At 43.6% G+C, this 19,645-nt stretch carries 16 protein-coding genes and 3 tRNA genes; 11 read left to right on the top strand and 8 right to left on the bottom strand.

Translation table 11 applies throughout. From position 1 onward, the window contains the following. Positions 1 to 27 precede the first annotated feature (27 nt). Positions 28 to 537, bottom strand: a complete 510-nt coding sequence (locus TQ33_RS04510; protein WP_046560998.1) for a GAF domain-containing protein — start codon at positions 535 to 537, stop codon at positions 28 to 30. 209 nt (positions 538 to 746) lie between these two features. Here TQ33_RS04510 and TQ33_RS04505 point away from each other — a divergent pair, with 209 nt between their 5' ends. The 4 genes from TQ33_RS04505 to TQ33_RS04490 all read left to right on the top strand — a co-directional run bounded on the left by TQ33_RS04505 (position 747) and on the right by TQ33_RS04490 (position 3,919). Then, complete coding sequence (locus TQ33_RS04505) at positions 747 to 944, top strand: DUF1289 domain-containing protein (protein WP_046560997.1); 198 nt, start codon at positions 747 to 749, stop codon at positions 942 to 944. A 74-nt stretch (positions 945 to 1,018) separates the two neighbouring features. Then, positions 1,019 to 2,416: an asparagine--tRNA ligase gene (gene asnS, locus TQ33_RS04500; protein ID WP_046560996.1), complete on the top strand. Its 1,398-nt coding sequence runs from the start codon at positions 1,019 to 1,021 to the stop codon at positions 2,414 to 2,416. Positions 2,417 to 2,504: 88 nt separating this feature from the next. Further along, positions 2,505 to 2,729 carry a CBU_0585 family protein gene (locus tag TQ33_RS04495; protein WP_046560995.1) on the top strand — a complete coding sequence of 75 codons (225 nt, stop codon included), beginning with the start codon at positions 2,505 to 2,507 and terminating at the stop codon, positions 2,727 to 2,729. A gap of 29 nt (positions 2,730 to 2,758) precedes the next feature. Next, positions 2,759 to 3,919 (top strand): C15 family peptidase, encoded by a 1,161-nt coding sequence (locus TQ33_RS04490; RefSeq protein WP_046560994.1) that lies wholly within the window; start codon positions 2,759 to 2,761, stop codon positions 3,917 to 3,919. A 359-nt stretch (positions 3,920 to 4,278) separates the two neighbouring features. Here TQ33_RS04490 and TQ33_RS04485 read toward each other — a convergent pair whose 3' ends face one another. The 4 genes from TQ33_RS04485 to TQ33_RS04470 form a co-directional block, all read right to left on the bottom strand. Further along, positions 4,279 to 4,830, bottom strand: a complete 552-nt coding sequence (locus TQ33_RS04485; RefSeq protein WP_046560993.1) for a nitroreductase family protein — start codon at positions 4,828 to 4,830, stop codon at positions 4,279 to 4,281. A 201-nt stretch (positions 4,831 to 5,031) separates the two neighbouring features. Further along, entirely contained in the window at positions 5,032 to 5,367 is a 336-nt protein-coding gene (locus TQ33_RS04480; RefSeq protein WP_046560992.1) for a cupin domain-containing protein, read from the bottom strand. A 505-nt stretch (positions 5,368 to 5,872) separates the two neighbouring features. Further along, positions 5,873 to 5,948, bottom strand: a tRNA-Glu gene (locus TQ33_RS04475). Positions 5,949 to 6,178: 230 nt separating this feature from the next. Further along, entirely contained in the window at positions 6,179 to 6,676 is a 498-nt protein-coding gene (locus tag TQ33_RS04470; RefSeq protein ID WP_046560991.1) for a Spy/CpxP family protein refolding chaperone, read from the bottom strand. A gap of 182 nt (positions 6,677 to 6,858) precedes the next feature. Between TQ33_RS04470 and TQ33_RS04465 the strand changes: the two genes are divergently transcribed. From TQ33_RS04465 to TQ33_RS04455, 3 genes are read left to right on the top strand one after another with little or no spacing between them, the layout of a single operon-like run. Then, positions 6,859 to 7,560, top strand: a complete 702-nt coding sequence (locus TQ33_RS04465; protein WP_046560990.1) for a response regulator transcription factor — start codon at positions 6,859 to 6,861, stop codon at positions 7,558 to 7,560. Position 7,561: 1 nt separating this feature from the next. Beyond that, the gene (locus tag TQ33_RS04460; protein ID WP_046560989.1) at positions 7,562 to 8,980 is read left to right on the top strand and encodes a sensor histidine kinase; all 1,419 of its coding nucleotides are present in this window, start codon (positions 7,562 to 7,564) and stop codon (positions 8,978 to 8,980) included. Positions 8,981 to 8,985: 5 nt separating this feature from the next. Beyond that, on the top strand, positions 8,986 to 9,447 hold the full coding sequence (locus TQ33_RS04455; RefSeq protein ID WP_052735199.1) for a hypothetical protein: 462 nt from the start codon (positions 8,986 to 8,988) through the stop codon (positions 9,445 to 9,447). Between the two features lie 305 nt (positions 9,448 to 9,752). Here the strand turns inward: TQ33_RS04455 and TQ33_RS04450 are convergent. Then, positions 9,753 to 9,828: transfer RNA gene (locus TQ33_RS04450), tRNA-Glu, on the bottom strand. Between the two features lie 107 nt (positions 9,829 to 9,935). After that, positions 9,936 to 10,011, bottom strand: a tRNA-Ala gene (locus TQ33_RS04445). 131 nt (positions 10,012 to 10,142) lie between these two features. Here TQ33_RS04445 and TQ33_RS04440 point away from each other — a divergent pair. From TQ33_RS04440 to pyk, 4 genes are all read left to right on the top strand, one after another. Then, entirely contained in the window at positions 10,143 to 12,185 is a 2,043-nt protein-coding gene (locus TQ33_RS04440) for an alpha/beta hydrolase family protein (RefSeq protein WP_046560988.1), read from the top strand. A gap of 193 nt (positions 12,186 to 12,378) precedes the next feature. Continuing rightward, positions 12,379 to 13,647, top strand: coding sequence for an efflux RND transporter periplasmic adaptor subunit (locus tag TQ33_RS04435; RefSeq protein WP_046560987.1), 1,269 nt, complete (start codon positions 12,379 to 12,381; stop codon positions 13,645 to 13,647). 9 nt (positions 13,648 to 13,656) lie between these two features. Beyond that, on the top strand, positions 13,657 to 16,839 hold the full coding sequence (locus TQ33_RS04430) for an efflux RND transporter permease subunit (RefSeq protein ID WP_046560986.1): 3,183 nt from the start codon (positions 13,657 to 13,659) through the stop codon (positions 16,837 to 16,839). A gap of 146 nt (positions 16,840 to 16,985) precedes the next feature. Next, positions 16,986 to 18,431: a pyruvate kinase gene (pyk, locus tag TQ33_RS04425; protein WP_046560985.1), complete on the top strand. Its 1,446-nt coding sequence runs from the start codon at positions 16,986 to 16,988 to the stop codon at positions 18,429 to 18,431. Between the two features lie 151 nt (positions 18,432 to 18,582). Here the strand turns inward: pyk and TQ33_RS04420 are convergent, their stop codons facing one another. Beyond that, a complete protein-coding gene (locus tag TQ33_RS04420; protein ID WP_046560984.1) occupies positions 18,583 to 19,641 on the bottom strand; it encodes a MaoC family dehydratase in 1,059 nt (352 codons plus the stop codon). Between the last annotated feature and the right edge of the window lie 4 nt (positions 19,642 to 19,645).

The raw sequence follows: 19,645 nt of genomic DNA, 5'->3' as shown, positions 1-19,645 counted from the left end.
TCATTGTGCTTCTTAACTTAGGCTTTTTTAAAGGTCACTCTTCTCGATAAAGACCTGAGCGAGAGACTCAAAGCCCCTTGCATCATCTTTATCAAATCGTTCGACGAGTGGGCTGTCGATATCCAACACACCCTTTACAACACCATCAACGATCAACGGCACCACCACTTCACTTTGTGACGCAGCATCACAAGCAATGTGCCCACTGAATTGATTGACGTCTTTGATTAACTGGGTCTGCTGACTTTCAGCTGCCGCACCACAAACGCCTCGCCCAAACGGAATATGTACGCAGGCAACTTTGCCCTGATATGGCCCTAGAATTAGGTGGTTAGGCTTGTCTGGATTAGCCACATAAAATCCGGACCAATTCAAATCTGGGACCATTTGATAGATAAAAGCCGACGTTTGCGCCATATTGGTCACAACATTGGTGTCTTCCCCTAATAACGCGCCAAGCTGTAACGCTAACTGGCGATAATATTCAGGTTTGTCTTTTCGATATTCTTCAATCTGGCTACTATCAAGCTCGAACATATAGGCTCTTAGACGGTTAAATAGATAAGTTTGCGCACAATAGCCCACTATTTAGGTCATGACAAGCGGATTTTCGGCCTGTCCTAATAACTAAAGCGAATAACTAGATATAGTGTTAATTTGATAGTTTTACCACTAGCCATGCGCAAATTCTCGCGGTAACATAAGTGCTGTATTGAGTCTTTCAGAGAGTTCTAGGAGAAAATAGCGTGTCCATTTCCACCAAAGGCAAACGTAGCCCAACCGCCTCACCTTGCATCGGTACCTGTAGCACCGTTTTAGGTGACGAAGTCTGTCGTGGCTGTGGTAGAACCTTTGATGAGGTCCTAAATTGGCATAATTTTTCTGATAATGAAAAAAAAGCGGTCAATTTCCGTCTAAAAATGGAAGGCAAATTAAAGTTCTAATACAATACCTCCTCTTTTTGAACGTGTAACACCTAAACACAATAACCTTATAAGCCGAAACGGAGCTTAACACTATGTTAGTAACTATTGTCGATGCCCTAGCGGGGAAACCAGGCATTGGTGAAGAAGTCACCGTCCAAGGGTGGGTTCGCACTCGTCGCGACTCAAAAGCTGGATTATCATTCATCAACGTGCATGATGGCAGCTGTTTTAATCCTATCCAAGCCGTGGTCGACAATACTATTGAGAATTACAGCTCTGAAGTGATTAAGTTAACCGCTGGTTGCGCCGTAAAAATCACCGGTAAATTGGTCGAGTCGCAAGGCAAAGGTCAGTCGTTTGAAATCCAAGCGACAACAGTTGAAGTATTAGGCTGGGTTGAAGATCCTGACACCTACCCAATGCAGCCTAAGCGCCACAGCATGGAGTTTTTACGTGATAACGCTCACCTACGCCCTCGTACTAATATTTCAGGTGCCGTAGCACGCGTGCGCAACACTATCGCGCAGGCCGTTCACCGTTTCTTCCATGAAAACGGCTTTAACTGGATTCATACGCCGATCATCACCGCCTCGGACGCCGAAGGCGCTGGTGAAATGTTCCGTGTCAGTACGCTGGATCAAATGAACCTGCCGAAAGATGACAAAGGCAACATTGATTACAGCAAAGACTTCTTTGGTTCAGAGTCGTTCCTAACGGTTTCTGGCCAGTTAAACGTCGAAGCTTATTGTATGGCCATGTCAAAGGTGTATACCTTTGGCCCGACGTTCCGTGCGGAAAACTCAAACACCAGCCGCCACTTAGCGGAGTTCTGGATGGTTGAGCCGGAAATTGCGTTTGCCGACTTGAACGATAACGCTGATCTAGCAGAAGACATGATGCGTTACGTGTTCGAAGCGGTATTAAACGAGCGTGAAGACGACATGGAGTTCTTCCAGCAACGCGTCGACAGCGAATGCATCAATCGTTTACGCAACGTTATCGACAATAAATTCGAGCGCATGGACTACACTGACGTGATCGACATCCTGAAAAAGTCAGACAAAAAGTTCGAATATCCGGTTGAATGGGGTATTGACCTACAGTCTGAGCATGAGCGTTTCATCGCTGAAGAGCATGTAGGCCGCCCTACCGTTGTGATGAACTACCCGAAAGACATCAAAGCCTTCTACATGCGTCTTAACGATGACGAGAAAACCGTTGCCGCGATGGACGTTCTAGCACCGGGCATTGGTGAAATCATCGGTGGCGCACAGCGTGAGGAGCGTTTAGACGTTCTCGATAAGCGTATTGCAGAGATGGGCTTACCGGCTGAGCATTACTGGTGGTACCGTGACCTACGTCGTTATGGCACAGTGCCTCACGCAGGTTTCGGCTTAGGTTTCGACCGTTGCGTGTCTTACGTTACGGGCGTCGCCAATATTCGTGATGTTATTCCGTTCCCTCGGGTACCGAATAACGTGAAGTTCTAAACAGCTTCCTAATCGAAAAGGCTGCATTTTTGCAGCCTTTTTTATATGCTGATATAGTCAATGAAGTCATACACCGTAAGGAACAGGCATGAGTCAACGAAATAACGATAAGACTAGTGATAGCGATAAGCAGAAAGTCACTAAGTCTGGCTACAAAAGCGAGATTACTCAGTTTCTTGAAGAGCTTGATGAGACCATTCAGCCAGACTCCCCTGCCCGCCAAGCTGAGCGACAAAAATACGAAGAGATTAACGCCAAACGCGATAATCCCGATTACGAAGAAAAACAATCCAAATTATGGAAAGGTTTTTAATTTAGTCTAGTTTTAAATGGGACTTGGACATGCGCATACTATATCTAGCGCTAACATTACTGTTAGCAACGCCCGCACTATTTGCTTGCACCGAGCTTACAATTGAAGAGAAGCGCTTAGCCGAAGCGGCAGAACAACTCCCCGAGGTTGTAAGCCGCTATGACGAGACGGTAGAAACTTTTAAACGCGAACTCAGAAACAGCCCAGGCTTTGATAAGACGCTCGCCATGACCACCCAATACGCAGAGGCGTTGTGGCAAATAGCAGTCAAAGATTTACAGGCATCGGACTCGACATTTGACGATCGCCCGCTTTACTGGGCTCGCTTGAAAATGACCAAAGCCCTGCGCACAGAAGAGCTTGTTAAACCACTTGAAGAGTCACAAATACATGAACTGGAAACCATCATTGATCAAGTTTCCAGAGGCTACAGCACCTTAAGCTTTAATCAAGATTCAGATATTAAAATTCTAATCACTGGCTTTGACCCTTTTCTACTCGACAGGAATATCAAGCAAAGCAACCCTTCTGGAGTCGCGGCACTTCGCTTAGATAACACCATCATCGAAAGCGGTGACAAAACCATCGAAATCCAAGCGGCCATGTTCCCCGTACGCTACCAAGATTTTGATGAAGGTATCGTCGAGAAAGTCGTCGAACCCTTCTTAGAAAACAATTCCATCGACATGCTCGCCACCATCAGTATGGGCCGTGAGCATTTTGATTTAGAACATTTCCCAGGACGTCGCCGCTCGTCCTCAGCACCTGATAACAATAATATCTACTCAGGTGGTTCAGCAGCAAAACCGGTTATCGGCAAAATAGGTGAAAAGCACTTAGAGGGCCCAGAGTTTGTTGAGTTTTCGCTACCCTATGAAGCCATGATGAAAACCGAGGGTAAGTATAAAATTAACGATAATCGAGAAGTCACAACGATTGAAAAAACCTTCAAGCCCAATAGCTTAGAAGAATTAAAAGACGCAATAGCCGTCGAAGGCGGCGGTGGTGGCTATCTCTCCAATGAAATCTCTTACCGAACCGTCAATCTCGGCAATAAGCTTGGTACTAAAGTCCCCACAGGGCATATTCACACACCGCGAATTAAAGAGTTTGATAAAACAGTTATTAAAGAAATCGTAGAGCAGATAAAAGAGATGTTGGTAAATGGCGTTACGCAACCTGAGAAATAATATCAATGTGCTGGGTAATATTATTTATTCGTACACATCATTATTTACCTTCTGTTATATAGCTTTTTTTTGGGCTATATCGGTGTATACGTTGCCAGCTTTTATTCATGCAAATTCGCTCATTACTATCGTTTTAATCATTTTAGTAGGCTTTTCTTTAGTTACATTTATTATTCTAAATTATCAGGTATTTATTAAGGAGTACGGTATTCAGAAGATTTCACTTACACTGCATGTCGGTAGCTTGATTAGTTTCGCCCTTTTAATGATATCGCTACTTTCAAGTGACTATTTAAATATCATACCCTTAGCTCTACTCTGCTGGCTGTATTATCAGATAGTACAAAAGAGAAGTGGGACTACCCCCACCTCACAAAATCATCCACCTCAGGAACCGGTTTAGACTTAAGCTCAACCGACGGTGTACCAAGGTAGATAAAACCAATAATTGTATCTTCGAAGTCTAAACTTAACGGCTGCTTCATGTGGTCATTAAACGCCAAGCTTCCTGTACGCCAATAAGCGCCATAACCTAAGTCGTAAGCCCCAAGAATCAAATTCTGCACCCCTGCCCCCGCTGACAGGATTTCCTCAACATGCGGAACCTTTGGGTTATTATTCGCTTTGGCTACTGCCACAACCACCATAGGAGCTCTGTGTGGCTTGTTTTTAATCTTTTCCTGCTTCGCTTCATCAAGGTCAGGATTATCTTTCAGAGAAGCTTGAAGCAAATACTCGCCAAACCGACTCAAAGCCTCCTCACCCTCAAAAACAATGTACTCCCAAGGCTTTAGCCCCTTATGATCAGGCGCACGTAAAGCCGCCTTAAACATCAGATCCAAATGCTCTTTAGAAGGCGCCGGCGCTTCCAAACGACCACAAGACACACGATTAATAATAGACTCGATCATTGTGAATGATTCTCAATTAGAATTTATGAGTGAATGATACAATATGTACAAAGAGTTGGCTAATGAAGAGTTGGTTACTGTAGCCTCGATTAGCGTCAGCGTACCAATGGCACTTCCTTTGGTCGTAGTCGAGGGAGTGGTAATTATTAAGATAAAACCTCGAAGGCGTTTCACTTCTTCGAGGCTACGCTTGCTACTTATTTATGTATTTGTTTTTCCACCTGCCGCGTTAGACGTTACATTAAGCCCAACAATTAAAAACTCTGCTTCCTCTTTAGCTACTGGGCAGTGCTCTACTCCTTTCGGCACTACAAACATATCATCTTCTTGCAATTCAACATCCTTATCTCTCAATTGAATTTTTAAAGTTCCTTTATAAACGATAAAAAGCTCGTCTTGATCATCGTGCTTGTGCCAATTGGTCTCACCGATACCTTTAGCTACTTTGTAAAGTTGCCCGTTAGCCTCACCAATGGTTTTTTGTGACCAATGCTCAGTAACGCTATCTAGGGCTTCGCGTATATTGACTTTGTTCATTTGATTTCCTGCAATCTTGCTTGGCTCTGACTTCTTGCATGCACATCACTGTGCTTAGTGAACGTAACCTCGATTAGCAAAAGCATAATCGAGGGAAGGGTAAACTATCAACATAAAAACCTCAAAATCACCGATGTTCTTTCGAGGCTACGCTTACTTTGGTTTTGATAATACGATGTGAATCTAGGCACTAGATGCAATTTCAATTCTTCTAAATAGTAGCAAGATCAGTAAGTTGTGGGAAGTATTAAACTTTGTGCTCGGTTCTGAAGAATTGTCATCCTGACGAAAGTCAGGATCTAGCGACCTTTTAGGGTGGAAAGCAGTCTCGGGAATAACGAAGTTGTCGTAGAGGCTCAGAGTTTTGCTTTCCTAGGGGAGGCAAGAAACTGCTCCTGCGTTTCTTGCACTCCAACCATCCATGGTTGTCGTCGAATTGTCTAAAAGCTCCGCTGCGGGATTACAGACATAAAAAAACCCAGCTAAAAAGCTGGGTTTATTTATGTGGTATCCCGTAGGGGAGTCGAACCCCTGTTACCGCCGTGAAAGGGCGGTGTCCTAGGCCTCTAGACGAACGGGACACAAAACTTGTTGTTTGGGAGTGTTGTTGCTGTATCCCCCAAACGCGGGCGAAATAATAATGTTATCGGGTTCGTTTGTCAAAAGATAATTGCACTTTTTTTCTATTTTTAGCATGTTTTTGTTTTTTTGTTCTAAAATCAGTCACTTTGCTCAAATTTTCAACGGCTTACGAATGAAAAACCGCCGGAGGGTTAACTCCGGCGGTGTGTCACTTCTCTTATTTTGGCTTTTATGAACGATCAGCTTTGCGTTCTTTCATACGCTCTTTCTTTTCCGCCCAACGCGCTTTCATTTTGGCTTTAATTTCAGCTTTCTTGGCTTGCTGTGCTGGGGTAAGTAACGCATTGATTTGGTGGCTAGCGTTGGCTTTAATGACCGCTTTATCAGCGAAAACTGATTGATATTGAGTCTGTAGGCTACGAACCGCTTGTTCACTGTAGTCTGGGCTGTTGATGAGATCACTAAGTGCTTGTTTATAAGCTTTTAGAGACTCATGAAGGCCCTTCTCCTGCTCTTTGGCGTTTTTCATGATAGCTTTAACTTCAGTTTTTTGCTCATCGCTAAGGTCAAGCTTTTTAAGAATGTGCATACCACCATGGCCACGATGCTTTTTTGCATGCTTATGACTATCATGGTTTGGACCTGCTTGCGCCGGGGCGATTGCGAATGCGCCAGCGAACAAGGCGATCATTGATAAGTAAGCTAAAGGCTTTGTTAAACTGTTCATAGTATTTCCTCTCAGTCGGTGTATTTATTTTGAACAATTACAGTCTACTCTCGGCTTTACAAAGCAACGCTAAGCCAATGTAAAGTTTAGGTAAAAGTAGTTTATTCATTTAGTTAACAAGGATATAACTTAAGATAGTGACATTATTCATAAAATTCGTGTGAACCTTTAGTGCAGCTACCATGAGCAAACAAGTCCTAATTATTGATGACGACAAAGAGCTATCAAGCTTATTGCTTGAGTATCTGACCAGCGAGCAGATTCACTGTGACCAGGCTTTCGATGGCGAATCAGGGCTGAATTTCTGTAAACAGAAGCCTTATGATTTGATATTGCTGGATATTATGATGCCGGGGATAGATGGCCTTGAAACGCTGAAAGAGCTTCGTCGCTTTAGTAAAGTCCCTGTTTTGATGCTGACCGCTCGTGGCGAGGATTACGATAAAATTCTTGGGTTGGAACTTGGCGCTGACGATTATTTACCGAAGCCCTTCAATCACCGGGAGCTACTGGCGCGGGTCAAAGCTATTTTGCGCCGTTTCGATTATGCTCAAGAAGAGAAAAAGAGCAATGTGCAGAAAGCCGGTACTTTGGTTATGAACCACAATACCCATATGGTGCATATCGGTGGCGAAGAAGTCATTCTTACGGGCACTGAATATCAGTTTCTTTCCTTTTTACTAGAAAATTTTGGTAACTTAGTCAGTAAAGATGAATTAAGTAAAGAAATACTGGGAAGACGTATTGTGCAATATGATCGTAGCATTGATGTTCATATTAGTAATTTACGCAAAAAATTAAAGCCTGAGTCAGAACTTGAGATCAAAACCATTCGTGGCTCTGGTTATCGTTTGGTTTCAACAGAATTATCGGATACTCCTTAACTTGAGCATATTGAAAACACTAAACCCTTTTAACACTTTGTTTGGCAGAATCTTTCTGGGCTTCTGGGGTACCGTTATATTTATCGTGGGTATTGTACTGCTGGTTAACCAACAATTAGCTAACTGGGATAAGGTACGCCCCGCTGATAAGTATCAGGAGAAGTCACTTTATAAGATATCCAGCATGCTGAGTGAGTCGCGCCAGTACAATATTAAATTATTGGCGGAAAAGCTTGAGCATAAATTTAAAAACACCATGATCGTGTTGAAAGATGCCGATACAGGACAGTTAGTTTATCCACCGAAAATTCATCCTCGCTTGAACAAAGGTATCATCTCTAACCTGGCATTAAAGGCAAAGCCACTACAAGTTCGGGATGAACATATCACGGTGGTTGGCCCCAAATTATTTGATCGCGGTGACAAAAGCTATCAGCTCATGCTCATTTCAAAAAACCGCCATGCCGATCATTTCTGGATTCAGCTTTGGAAGATGCCGATTTGGTTGAAGCTAATACTGCTTGCACTAGTGACCCTTGTGCCCTGCTGGCTTATCGCCCGTAATATCAGTAAACCCGTGACCAAACTTCGCCACAGTAGCCAGACGCTGGCTAGTGGTGACCTACAACATCGTGTTGATGGTTTCGAGAAACGCCAAGACGAAATTGGCTATCTCGCCAGTGATTTCAATAATATGGCGGACAAACTGTCGGCTCTTATTAGCTTGTATAAAAGATTATTGGCTGACGTGTCACATGAATTACGCACGCCGCTTACTCGATTAGAGTTGACTCTTGCTATGGCGCTTAAAGAGCCCGAGAATAACCAGCGTCAACTAGAACGAGCTGAGCGGGAACTGCACAAGTTAGACGACATTATTGGCAATGTTTTGCGCTTGGCGAAACTCGAAAACCATGAAGTGTCTATTGAGCAAGATGATGTTGATTTAACGGATTTATTATCGCAGATCATTCGCTCCTGTCGCCTTGAAGCGCGTGAGAAAAAGATTACCATCGATAGCAACATTGAGGATAACTTGAGCCTAATTGGCGATGAAATGTTACTCAGCTTTGCTTTCGACAATGTGATTCGCAACGCCATTAAATACAGCCCCATCGATAGCAGTATTAATGTTAGTTCAGCACAAGACAGCGGTGTGATTAATATCACCATCCAAGATCAGGGCTGCGGCGTGGATGAGCATGAACTGGAACAATTATTCGTGCCCTTCTTCCGTGGCAAACAGGCAATGCAGGAATCGAATGGCGCAGGCCTTGGACTAGCTATCGCCAGCAAAGCTATCATGCGTCACGGCGGTACTATTTATGCTGAAAACATTGTATCTGATAAACCTGATAGCTCTGGTGATATATTAGGATTGAGTGTTAGTATAAAACTACCCGTGAACGTTAAAGCTTAGAACTTATGGGCAAGAAAATTAGTTTTCGACAACAATTCAGCAATAACCTTATTGCTATTATCAGCCTACTGGTTGCCGTAGCAGCTTTGACCTATAACACGTGGCGCAGCTCAACGACCGAATTAAATAGAAACTATCGTAGCGCCTCTTTTGAACTTATCATTCAACTTGCCGAACTACAGAGCATTACTAACGATCTTCATTTTAATGCACCTGCTGATAACAATGCAGAGTGGCAACGTTACTTTGATAAAGCACTCATCCAAGGTTGGGGACACATAGCCTTAATTGAAGATCTATCCCCACTCCTCTCTGCAGACTTCAGCCAAGAAGCACAAAAGCTAAAAGCTACTTGGCAGCAATCTCACCGACAGCTAAGCTCAAGCCCAGCCGCTGAACAAGATATCACCGAACGCATTCAAGCCATGCGTACAATGACAAGACAGTTTATAGCAACGCTGGATTAGGCTCGATAATAGTAAAAATTGGACTCAGCAAGAAAACAAGTCTTGTCAGGACGATCATATAAAAAGCCCCATGGGTGGAGAGTTTTGCTCTCGCACTAAATCCATCTATATTGTCATCCTGACGTAAGTCAGGATCCAGTGACTTTTGCTGGGTGAAATTAGAAGTGCTTTGGGGAGGCCGAAAACTGCATCCATGCGTTTTCGGCACTTCCGCCATCCATGGCGGTCGTCGAAGTGTTTAAAAGCTCCGCTGCGGGATTACAGATATAAAAAAAGCCCGACCAAATGGTCGAGCTTTATTTATATGGTATCCCGTAGGGGAGTCGAACCCCTGTTACCGCCGTGAAAGGGCGGTGTCCTAGGCCTCTAGACGAACGGGACACAAAACTTTTAAATCTAAAAATTTAATTTATTTGAGTGCGAGGCAAAAGATGAGGAAGCTTACTGCAGTAAGCGACGAATCTTTTAACAAAGCAGTCAATTAAATTTGGTGGAGCTAAGCGGGATCGAACCGCTGACCTCTACACTGCCAGTGTAGCGCTCTCCCAGCTGAGCTATAGCCCCCTAAACTGGCGCGCATTTTAGCACGGAGGTCGATCCTGTCAACTGGATTTTGATGGATTTTATCGACTTGCCTTTGAAAGCTTTGTATAGTGCTGGCACATGTTTTAACCAAATGGGATTAATCTATAGTCATGAAATATTTAGCATTTATGCTGGGTTTGACGGTAGTGGCTCAGGGCCAAGCCGCTGAACCGCGAAACTTTACAGCAGAGGACATGGTCACTTTTAACCGCGTTGGTGCGGCGACTCTTTCTCCAGATGGAACTAGAGTTGCTTACCAACTGAGAACAACGGATCTTGAGGCTGATAAAGGCCGCTACGATATTTATACGGTATCAAGCGATGGTTCTGATACCCAGCAAATCACGAAGCACCAAGCAGCTGACACCTCCCCTACTTGGTCTTCTGATGGCAGTGCACTATATTTCTTATCCAGCCGAAACGGCTCAAACCAACTGTATAAATACGACTTAGCGTCAAAAAAAATAATTCAGGTCACTGATTTAGCCGTTGGTATAGAAACTTATAAACTCACCAGCGATAACAGTCGCCTTGTTTTCAGCGCATCAGTATTTCCGGGCTGCGATAGCTTTGAGTGCAGTAAAAGGAAATTCGATAAGCAGAAAAGTGCTAAAGCCACGGGGAAACTCTATCACCAAACCTTCGTGCGTCACTGGGATCAATGGTTAGACGGCACGCAAAGTCAGCTATTCAGTGCGGAGCTATCTGGAGATAATGCTACTAATGTTCGTCCTGTGTCACACAGTTTGAATGGTAATGTCCCTTCTCGCCCTTTCGGTGGAGCCGAAGAATACACCATCAGTCCTGATGGTAAGACCGTCGTGTTTGCCTTGCGAATCGCTGATGAAAAAGAGTCTCGCTCGACTAACTTTGATCTCTATCAGGTCGCTGTTGGTGGAGGCGAAGCAATTAATATCACACCAGATAATCCAGCATGGGACACCCAGCCAGTATTTAGTCCTGATGGCACTAAGTTGGCATGGTTGGCGATGGATCGTCCTGGGTTCGAAGCAGACAGACTCCAAATTCACCTTAAAGACTTAGAGTCTGGCGAAGTCACCAACTTAACCAAAGACTGGGACCGCTCTGTTGCTAGTTATAGCTTTAGCCAAGATGGCAAGACACTTTATGTTACGGGCAATAATATCGGTAAAAAATCACTATGGTCTTTCGATATAGAGTCCAAAAAACCAACACTGCTTACAGAGAAAGGCTATGTTGGTGGCGTCAGCGTCGGTAATGGTCAGTTGATATACCAATATGATGATTTAAAACAACCAGCTGATTTGTATCGATTGAATTTAGCGAACAATGAATCACAGCAGATTACTCATGTTAATAAAGCTAAACTGGCTAATATACAGTTTGGTGATTACGAGCAATTTAGCTTTGAAGGTTGGAACGATGAAACCGTGTATGGCTACGTAGTCAAACCCGCCGACTTTGATGCTGATAAAAAGTATCCTCTCGCGTTTTTAATCCATGGTGGCCCTCAGGGCAGTTTCGGTGATCACTTCCATTACCGCTGGAATCCGCAAACCTATACAGGACAAGGCTTCGTAGCGGTCATGATTGATTTCCACGGTTCTACCGGCTACGGGCAAGACTTTACCGACTCGATTACTGGTGACTGGGGCGGAAAACCATTGGTCGACCTTCAAAAAGGTATGGACTATATCGACGACACCTATGACTTTATCGATACGGACAACAGCTGTGCGCTAGGGGCATCTTATGGCGGCTATATGATCAATTGGATCGCGGGACAATGGCCAGAACAGTTTAAGTGTCTGGTTAACCACGACGGTATTTTTGATAACCGCATGATGTACTACGCGACTGAAGAGTTATGGTTTGTCGAATGGGAAAACGGTGGCGCCTACTTTGATACCCCTGAAACATTTGAAAAGCATAACCCTGTCCATCACGTTAAAAACTGGAAAACACCGATGCTCGTGGTACAAGGCACGAAAGACTTCCGTGTACCTGAAACGCAATCGCTGGGGACTTTTACCGCCTTGCAAAGACAAGGAATTCCAAGCCAGTTGTTAATCTTTGAGGATGAAAACCACTGGGTATTAAAACCAAACAATAGTATTCAGTGGCACCAAGTCGTTAACGACTGGCTCAATCAATGGTTAACCAGCAATTAATAGCCAATCTAAATAAGTTGTTTAACTTATTGTTATTCAAGGTGCTTTCGGGCACCTTTTTTTATATCTATAGTGTGTCGACTGAAACATTTGTTAACTTTTTGTCACTACAAAACATTAGTTATAAGCACTCTCGCTCCGTATAATGTAATCATCAAATTTTTTCTGTCTTTACAGTATTTTGCGGGGCTTTATGACTAAACGAATTTTTTGGACTGGTACAGCTTTTGTATTGATAACAGTAGCTATTGTTGTCGTAATGGTAAAGCTAGCACCTACACCACCTAAAAAGAAACCTGTAGTGCAAGCGACGGTTGTTGAAACTACCATTGTTAACAAGGAGTCTACACAATTCTTTGTCGACAGCCAGGGGCCTGTGCAGCCAGTCACCAATACCAGCTTAGTGGCTGAAGTCAGTGGCCGAATCACTAAAATTTCCGACAAGTTTCGTGTCGGCTCATTTGTTAACAAGGGAGACCTACTACTTGAGGTAGACCCAGCTAACTATATTGCAAGCGTCCGTTCAGCGGAGGCTAACTTAGCTCAAGCAAAAGCTAACCTACAAAATGCCCAAGCAACGACAGACCAAGCCCGTAAAGACTGGAAGAAAATTGGACGAGGCGAACCCAATGACCTTGTACTGAGAATCCCGCAACTCAATCAAGCGAAAGCATCGGTTCAATCAGCAGAAGCAGCCCTGTATCGCGCACGACAAGACTTAGAGCGCACTAAAGTTAAAGCTGGCTTTGATGCATTGGTTAAAACTAAAAATGTAGGCCTTGGACAATTTGTTAATATGGGTACTCAAGTAGCGACCCTTTTCGGAACGGATACCGCAGAAGTACGCCTACCTATCCCAGATCAACAAATGGCTTATTTGAATCTGCCAAGACAAGATAACGAAAACACTTACCCTGACGTCAGATTAAGCGGTGTGTTTGCTGGCGAGGAAAAAGAATGGTTTGGCAAACTTGTTCGCACGGAGGGTGTGGTCGAGGAAAGCAACCGTCTAACTTACTTAGTCGCACAAATTGATGACCCATACGGATTAGAGTCTGAACGTGAAACACCTTTACGCTACGGCACTTTTGTTAAAGCTGAAATTGCTGGTAAAGAAAGAGATGGGCTAATCACCCTACCACGACAAGCACTCTATTATGGAAATAAAGTGTTAACTTTAGTCAATGAAAGCGAAATTGAACTAGTGGAAGTCGAGCTGGCTCGAACTGAAAGCAACACAATTTTCGTAAAATCAGGGTTGGAAGACGGCCAAGAAGTTATCACAACGCCTGTACAAAATCCTGTCAATGGTATGAAAGTGAAGAAACTTTCCACACTCAAGGCTGAGCGCGAGAAAGCAGCAAAGAGTGAAGGAGAAGTAGCAGATAAAAAGAGTAATGATGAACAATCCAGCAAGGCAGATGCTGGTGAAAAAGCTCAAACTGCAGCTGTAAACCAATAGGAGCTAGCCATGTCTAAAGAATTTGACTCTAACACAGGCATCATTTCATGGTTTGCTCGGAACTCTGTTGCTGCAAATCTGCTTATGATTGCTATATTCGTAGCTGGCGTTATTGGTATTTTAAGCCTTAGACAGCAGTTATTCCCTGACCTATTAACTAACTCCATAAGCGTTCAAGTTCCATACCCAGGAGCTGCGCCTCAAGAAGTGGAGGAAGGCATTGTTATTCTCATTGAGGAGAATATCAAAGAAATTGAAGGCATCAAAAAAATCAGGTCTTCAGCAAGAGAAGGCTCTGGGACAATTACGATAGAAGTGGATGAAGGATATGAGGTTTCTTCAGTATTGGATGAAGTCAAAATTAGAATCGACTCTATCCCCAACCTTCCAGACTTAGCTGAACGTCCCGTTATTTACGAAAATCGAATGCAGCGCCAAGTGATGTGGGTCAGTGTATTTGGTGACGCTGGAGAAAGAACTTTAAAGGAATATGCTAATGAAATACAAACCGAGCTTCTGTCGCAGCCTAGCATTTCAATAGTAGAAATTAACGGTACTCGACCTTATGAGGTGGGAATCCTCGTAAACGACTATCAACTCAGAAAGTACGGGCTCACACTTCAAGATGTGGCCTCAGCTATCAGAAGCAACTCTTTGGACCTTCCAAGCGGTACGATTAAAACTCGTGGCGGTGATATTTTAGTAAGAACTAAAAATCAAGCATACACAGGTTTAGACTTCGCTCAGATTCCCCTAATGACGCGTTCTGATGGAACAAGCTTAATGGTGGGCGATATTGCAGCTATTGATGATGGTTTTGCTGAGTATGAGTTTATATCAAGATTAGATGGTAAAGACTCGGTCAACATGCGAATAAAGTCATCGCTGGAGTCTGATGACCTTAAAATTGCAGAAGAGGTCTATGCTTACTTAGATAAGAAGCAAGGCACTCTGCCTCACGGTATTTCTATCGATGCTTGGGGCGACGGCACCTATTACTTAAAAGGTCGCCTAGAGATGATGCAAGAAAACATGTTTGCTGGGATTGCGCTTGTTTTCTTAGTTTTAGCATTGTTTTTGCGCTTTAAATTAGCATTTTGGGTGATGGTTGGTATTCCTTTATGCTTCTTAGGCGCCTTTGCTTTTATGTATATGTATCCTGAGTTTGCCATGACCATTAATATGATCACACTCTTTGCTTTCATACTGGTCTTAGGTATCGTGGTCGATGATGCGATTATTATCGCGGAGAGTGCCTGGTCATCCATCGAAAAGCATGGGCATAGTGTCGACAGTGTGGTCAAAGGGGCTCGTAAAGTTGCTCTCCCTGCTACCTTTGGTGTTCTAACTACCATGGCAGCCTTTTACCCTACTCTTGCCATTAGCGGGCCATGGACAAATGCAATGGCCTCTATGGGCTTAGTCGTGATTTTTTGTTTATTCTTCTCTTTGGTTGAGTCAAAACTGATTCTTCCAGCCCACTTGGCTCATATGAAGTTAAATAAGCCTGAAGATACTAAAAATCCAAAGTTACGATCTACAAAAATGTTTTTCCGCAGTATTCGTTTAACTGTCAGCAAAAATCTAAAACGTTTTATAGCAAACGTATACAAGCCGGGACTAGCAAAATTCTTGAAGTATCGTGGTCTTACTATATTAGGCTTTGTATGCTTATTAATTATCACAACTTTTGGGTTCATTAAGGGTGGTTTGGTTAAAACCACAATGATGCCCAACATCCCTGGCGATGGTATTTTTGTCGAAGTTAAAATGGCAGAAGGCTCGACAGCTGAGCAAACAATAAAGAGTATTACACTTGTTGAAGAAAAGCTTAATGAAATCCATGAGGAAGTTAAGGCGGAATATGGTATTGGCGTTAAGCAACATTCGGTAACTTGGACCAACAGCAACACTGGGGCTTATATGTGGACAGAGTTGGTTAAAAGTGAAAATATGCCCATTAATCAGTATGAATTTACCGATATGTGGCGTGACCGCGTTGGGCAACTTCCATCAGTGCAAGAAGTCAGTTTCGGCAATGGCGGACCTGGTGGTGGCGGTGTTGGTTACCGTTTAATTGGTAGCGATATTGACGAACTACAAATCGTCTCGGAAAAAATCAAAGCCAAGCTATCAGAATATGACGGTGTTTACGATATCAGCGATGGCCTCTCTGGAGGTAAAGAAGAAATCGTTGTTGATCTGAAACCTCATGGCCGTAACTTAGGCTTAACAGTTCAAGGTCTTTCAACTCAAGTTCGCAACGCCTTCTACGGAGCTGAAGCACAGCGTTTCTTACGTGATACCGAAGAAGTCAAAGTGTTTGTCCGTTACCCGCTTGTAGACCGCCGTTCCATTGGTAATCTTGAACAAATGCCAGTTCGTACCCCAAGCGGAGAGTATGTCACTTTCTCTGACGTTGCAACTTATACTGTTGGCGAAGGCTACTCACGAATTTCGCGCGTAGATGGTGTGCGCGCCAATAGCATTTCAGCAGATGTCAGCCAGCAGTCACCTATCACGCCAGGGCAAGTTCATAGTGACATGATGCAGAATGTTATTCCTGACATATTGCAAGAGCATCCCTCTGTTAAACTTGTACCTGGTGGCCCAAGTGAAGATCAAGCAACGCTAGCAAATGAGTTATTGTTGGGAGGCGCTATAGCATTACTACTAATCTACGGACTCATGGCTATACCTTTAAGATCTTACTCCAAACCTATCGTCGTTATGTCTGCCATCCCATTTGGCATTATCGGCGCCATGTTTGGTCACCTACTTCTAGGCTTAGATCTAAGCATGTTCTCATTCTTTGGTATTATTGCTCTATCCGGGGTTGTTGTGAATGACAGTCTCTTAATGGTTGACTTCATTGGCCGAGCGCGTGAAGAAGGCATGAGCCGTACCGATGCGGCCATCAGTGCAGGTACTCAACGCTTCCGTGCAATTGTATTAACTTCGCTAACGACATTCTTTGGCTTGCTACCGATAACGATGGAAACAAGCTTGCAAGCTCAGCTAGTGATACCGATGGCTGTATCCTTAGCGTTTGGTATCGTCTTTGCCACCGTGATCACGTTAATTTGGGTGCCATGTCTTTACGTTGCGCTTGGCTCAACCAAAGACTGGTTCTTGAAACGTGATGCAAAAAGCCTAGAAGCAAAACAACGTGAAGCATACGAAAATAGTTAGTAGAAAACGTTAAACAATGAAAGGGGCTTCGGCCCCTTTTTTCTTACCTCTTCTACCCCTAAATTAGAGGGTGATTTCACTAAAATGTAGTTGTATTCATTGGCGATACCTTTACACTATTCTTAAGTCTTATAGAAATGAATTGTATGCTAAAGAGAACTAAAATAGTTGCCACATTAGGCCCTGCAACCGATACCGAAGAAGCAATACGCTCCTTAATCGAAGCTGGCGCGAACGTTTTTCGACTGAATTTTTCCCACGGAGAAGCGGAAGACCATATTAAGCGAGCAAAGAAGATTCGTAAGATTGCCAAAGAAATGGACAAATACATCGGCGTCTTAGGAGACCTACAAGGCCCTAAGATTCGGATTGCTAAGTTTGAAAATGACAAGGTTAATCTAACGCCCGGGCATGTATTTACACTGGATGCTGAGCTGGATAAATATTCTGGCACAGACTCTTCCGTCGGCATTGACTATAAAGATCTACCTAATGATGTTAAAGCTGGCAATCATTTGATGCTGGATGATGGTCGTATACAGTTAGAGGTCATCGAAACAACGGCAACCACTATCGTCTGTAACGTTGTGGTGGGCGGTGTTCTTAGTAACAATAAGGGTATCAACCTGCTTGGTGGTGGCTTATCTGCTCCAGCACTTACTGAGAAAGACAAAGAAGACATCAAAACTGCGGTTAGTATGGATGTGGATTATTTAGCCGTTTCCTTCCCTCGTAGTGCTGCGGACATTGAGGAAGCTCGTCAGCTGTTGCATGAAGCAGGCGGTAACTCAGCTCTGGTGGCAAAAATTGAACGTGCAGAGACGGTCAATGACGAAAGTATTTTGGATGAAATCATTCTTGCTTCTGACGCCGTCATGGTTGCTCGTGGCGATTTAGGGGTAGAAATAGGCGATGCTCAGTTAATTGGTGTTCAGAAGCGTATTATCGATCGTGCACGAGCCTTAAACCGCGTTGTCATCACAGCAACCCAGATGATGGAAAGCATGATTCACAACCCTATCCCAACGCGTGCCGAAGTGTTTGATGTGGCCAATGCTATTTTAGACGGCACTGATGCGGTCATGCTTAGCGCAGAAACAGCGACAGGTGATAATCCAGCACGTACTGTTGATGCCATGGCAAATGTTTGCCAAGGCGCTGAAAATCAGTCTCTCGCCAAAACCTCAAATCATCGTATTGATATTGAGTTTGAGCGTATTGATGAAACTATCGCGATGGCAGCTATGTATAGCGCCAACCACTTGAAAGGCGTAAAAGCGATTGTCGCTTTAACAGAGTCAGGCTCTACAGCCCTGTGGTTATCGCGAATCCGTTCGGGCATACCTATTTTTGCTCTCAGTCGCAGTAACCAGACTTTGCGTAAAGTGTCTTTATACCGTGGTGTTGAAGCTTTAGAGTTCGATCCTACCGTACTGGCACGTCATGACGTCAACCGCTTAGCTGTGGACGAGTTAATCACTCATGGTCATGTACAACATGGCGACCTGGTAATCATCACCAAAGGCGACTCCATGGGGACTTTAGGTGGCACTAACGCGATGAAGATTGTGCGAGCAGGTGAGGTTATCTAGTTTTGCTACGTGCTCTAAGTCACCTTAACGGTTGATAGCCAAGAACACGCTAATACATCTAGAAGCAATGCCTAGAAACTTGATACTAGGCATTGTTTCCTCAATTTTTGAACAGAAAGTGTTAATGAGCAGAAAGTCCGCATCATAAGCACTATGATGGAATAAGCACCGTATAATCTAAATCAAGCACAAAATCTGATGGAAGTTGTGCTTTGCCCTCCACCGCTCTATCGAACTGAGGTTTCAATTCCTGCCATAAACAATTTTTATAGCCCAGAGTTCGTAAACGCATTGCCCCTAGGCCAGAGCCTAATTCCTGAGTATCCAGCACTTGCGTAACTGCATAAATAGTGTCCCCAGCAAAGCTCGGATTAAGATGTGCACCTCCATTAATAGCGGCTAACCATTGAGCATTCGCTAAGCCATTATGAGAAATGGTACGACATAAAGAAATAATGTGACCGCCATATACCAACCGTTTTTGGTGTTGAGAGGAGGACATTTGATGCTGATTGAAATGCACCTTGGCATTATTTTGATACAGCTTGGTTGCCATAGTGTGTTCACTGTGATCAATAGTTAAACCATCAATATGATCGATCCACTCACCGACTTCATAATCATTAAGTTTAAAGTTTTCACCACTGAATTTACAATCATAAGCTGCCGCATTAAAAGGTTGAGGCGTGGCTAAATTTTCGAAAGGGACTTGGTTGGCTAACTGAGGCTCTACCGCAAACATATTCTGCATGCCTTCTTGACGCTTATGAACCATTACCCAGCGCTTCCAACTAAGTACTTGGAAGCCGTGTTGGTTTATCGCTTTTGAATGAACATAAACGATACCCGTTTTGCCATTTGAATTCTCTTTTAAACCAATAACCTCAGACACCACACTAATAGTATCGCCCACGAATACAGTCTCTAAAAACTCGACCTCAGCATAGCCTAAGTTTGCAACTGCATTTAAAGAAATGTCATCAACGGTTTTCCCAAATGCGATTTGAAACAACAACAAATTATCAATAGGAAGCTTTTCATACCCTAGCTGCTGTGCAAATTCTTTGTTGCAATAAAGACTAAAACGACTACCCGTTAACGCCGTATAGAGACTCGTATCGGCTTCAGTTATAGTGCGAGAAACCGCATGATAGAGAATCTGCCCTAATGCAAAATCTTCAAAGAAGTGTCCAGTTGATGCTTTATTCATAGAA

This window comes from Kangiella geojedonensis (assembly GCF_000981765.1).
Classification (GTDB): domain Bacteria; phylum Pseudomonadota; class Gammaproteobacteria; order Enterobacterales; family Kangiellaceae; genus Kangiella; species Kangiella geojedonensis.
Note: the sequence above shows the minus strand (reverse complement) of the source record. Positions and strands in the feature narration are given on the sequence as shown.

Coding starts and splice junctions, on each gene's coding strand:
- TQ33_RS04480 (WP_046560992.1), bottom strand. CDS start 5,367: ATGAACAAAGTCAATATACGCGAAGCCCTAGATAGCGTTACTGAGCAT.
- TQ33_RS04470 (WP_046560991.1), bottom strand. CDS start 6,676: ATGAACAGTTTAACAAAGCCTTTAGCTTACTTATCAATGATCGCCTTG.
- pyk (WP_046560985.1), top strand. CDS start 16,986: ATGCTAAAGAGAACTAAAATAGTTGCCACATTAGGCCCTGCAACCGAT.
- TQ33_RS04455 (WP_052735199.1), top strand. CDS start 8,986: ATGGGCAAGAAAATTAGTTTTCGACAACAATTCAGCAATAACCTTATT.
- TQ33_RS04490 (WP_046560994.1), top strand. CDS start 2,759: ATGCGCATACTATATCTAGCGCTAACATTACTGTTAGCAACGCCCGCA.
- TQ33_RS04465 (WP_046560990.1), top strand. CDS start 6,859: ATGAGCAAACAAGTCCTAATTATTGATGACGACAAAGAGCTATCAAGC.
- TQ33_RS04435 (WP_046560987.1), top strand. CDS start 12,379: ATGACTAAACGAATTTTTTGGACTGGTACAGCTTTTGTATTGATAACA.
- TQ33_RS04495 (WP_046560995.1), top strand. CDS start 2,505: ATGAGTCAACGAAATAACGATAAGACTAGTGATAGCGATAAGCAGAAA.
- asnS (WP_046560996.1), top strand. CDS start 1,019: ATGTTAGTAACTATTGTCGATGCCCTAGCGGGGAAACCAGGCATTGGT.
- TQ33_RS04420 (WP_046560984.1), bottom strand. CDS start 19,641: ATGAATAAAGCATCAACTGGACACTTCTTTGAAGATTTTGCATTAGGG.
- TQ33_RS04510 (WP_046560998.1), bottom strand. CDS start 537: ATGTTCGAGCTTGATAGTAGCCAGATTGAAGAATATCGAAAAGACAAA.
- TQ33_RS04440 (WP_046560988.1), top strand. CDS start 10,143: ATGAAATATTTAGCATTTATGCTGGGTTTGACGGTAGTGGCTCAGGGC.
- TQ33_RS04430 (WP_046560986.1), top strand. CDS start 13,657: ATGTCTAAAGAATTTGACTCTAACACAGGCATCATTTCATGGTTTGCT.
- TQ33_RS04485 (WP_046560993.1), bottom strand. CDS start 4,830: ATGATCGAGTCTATTATTAATCGTGTGTCTTGTGGTCGTTTGGAAGCG.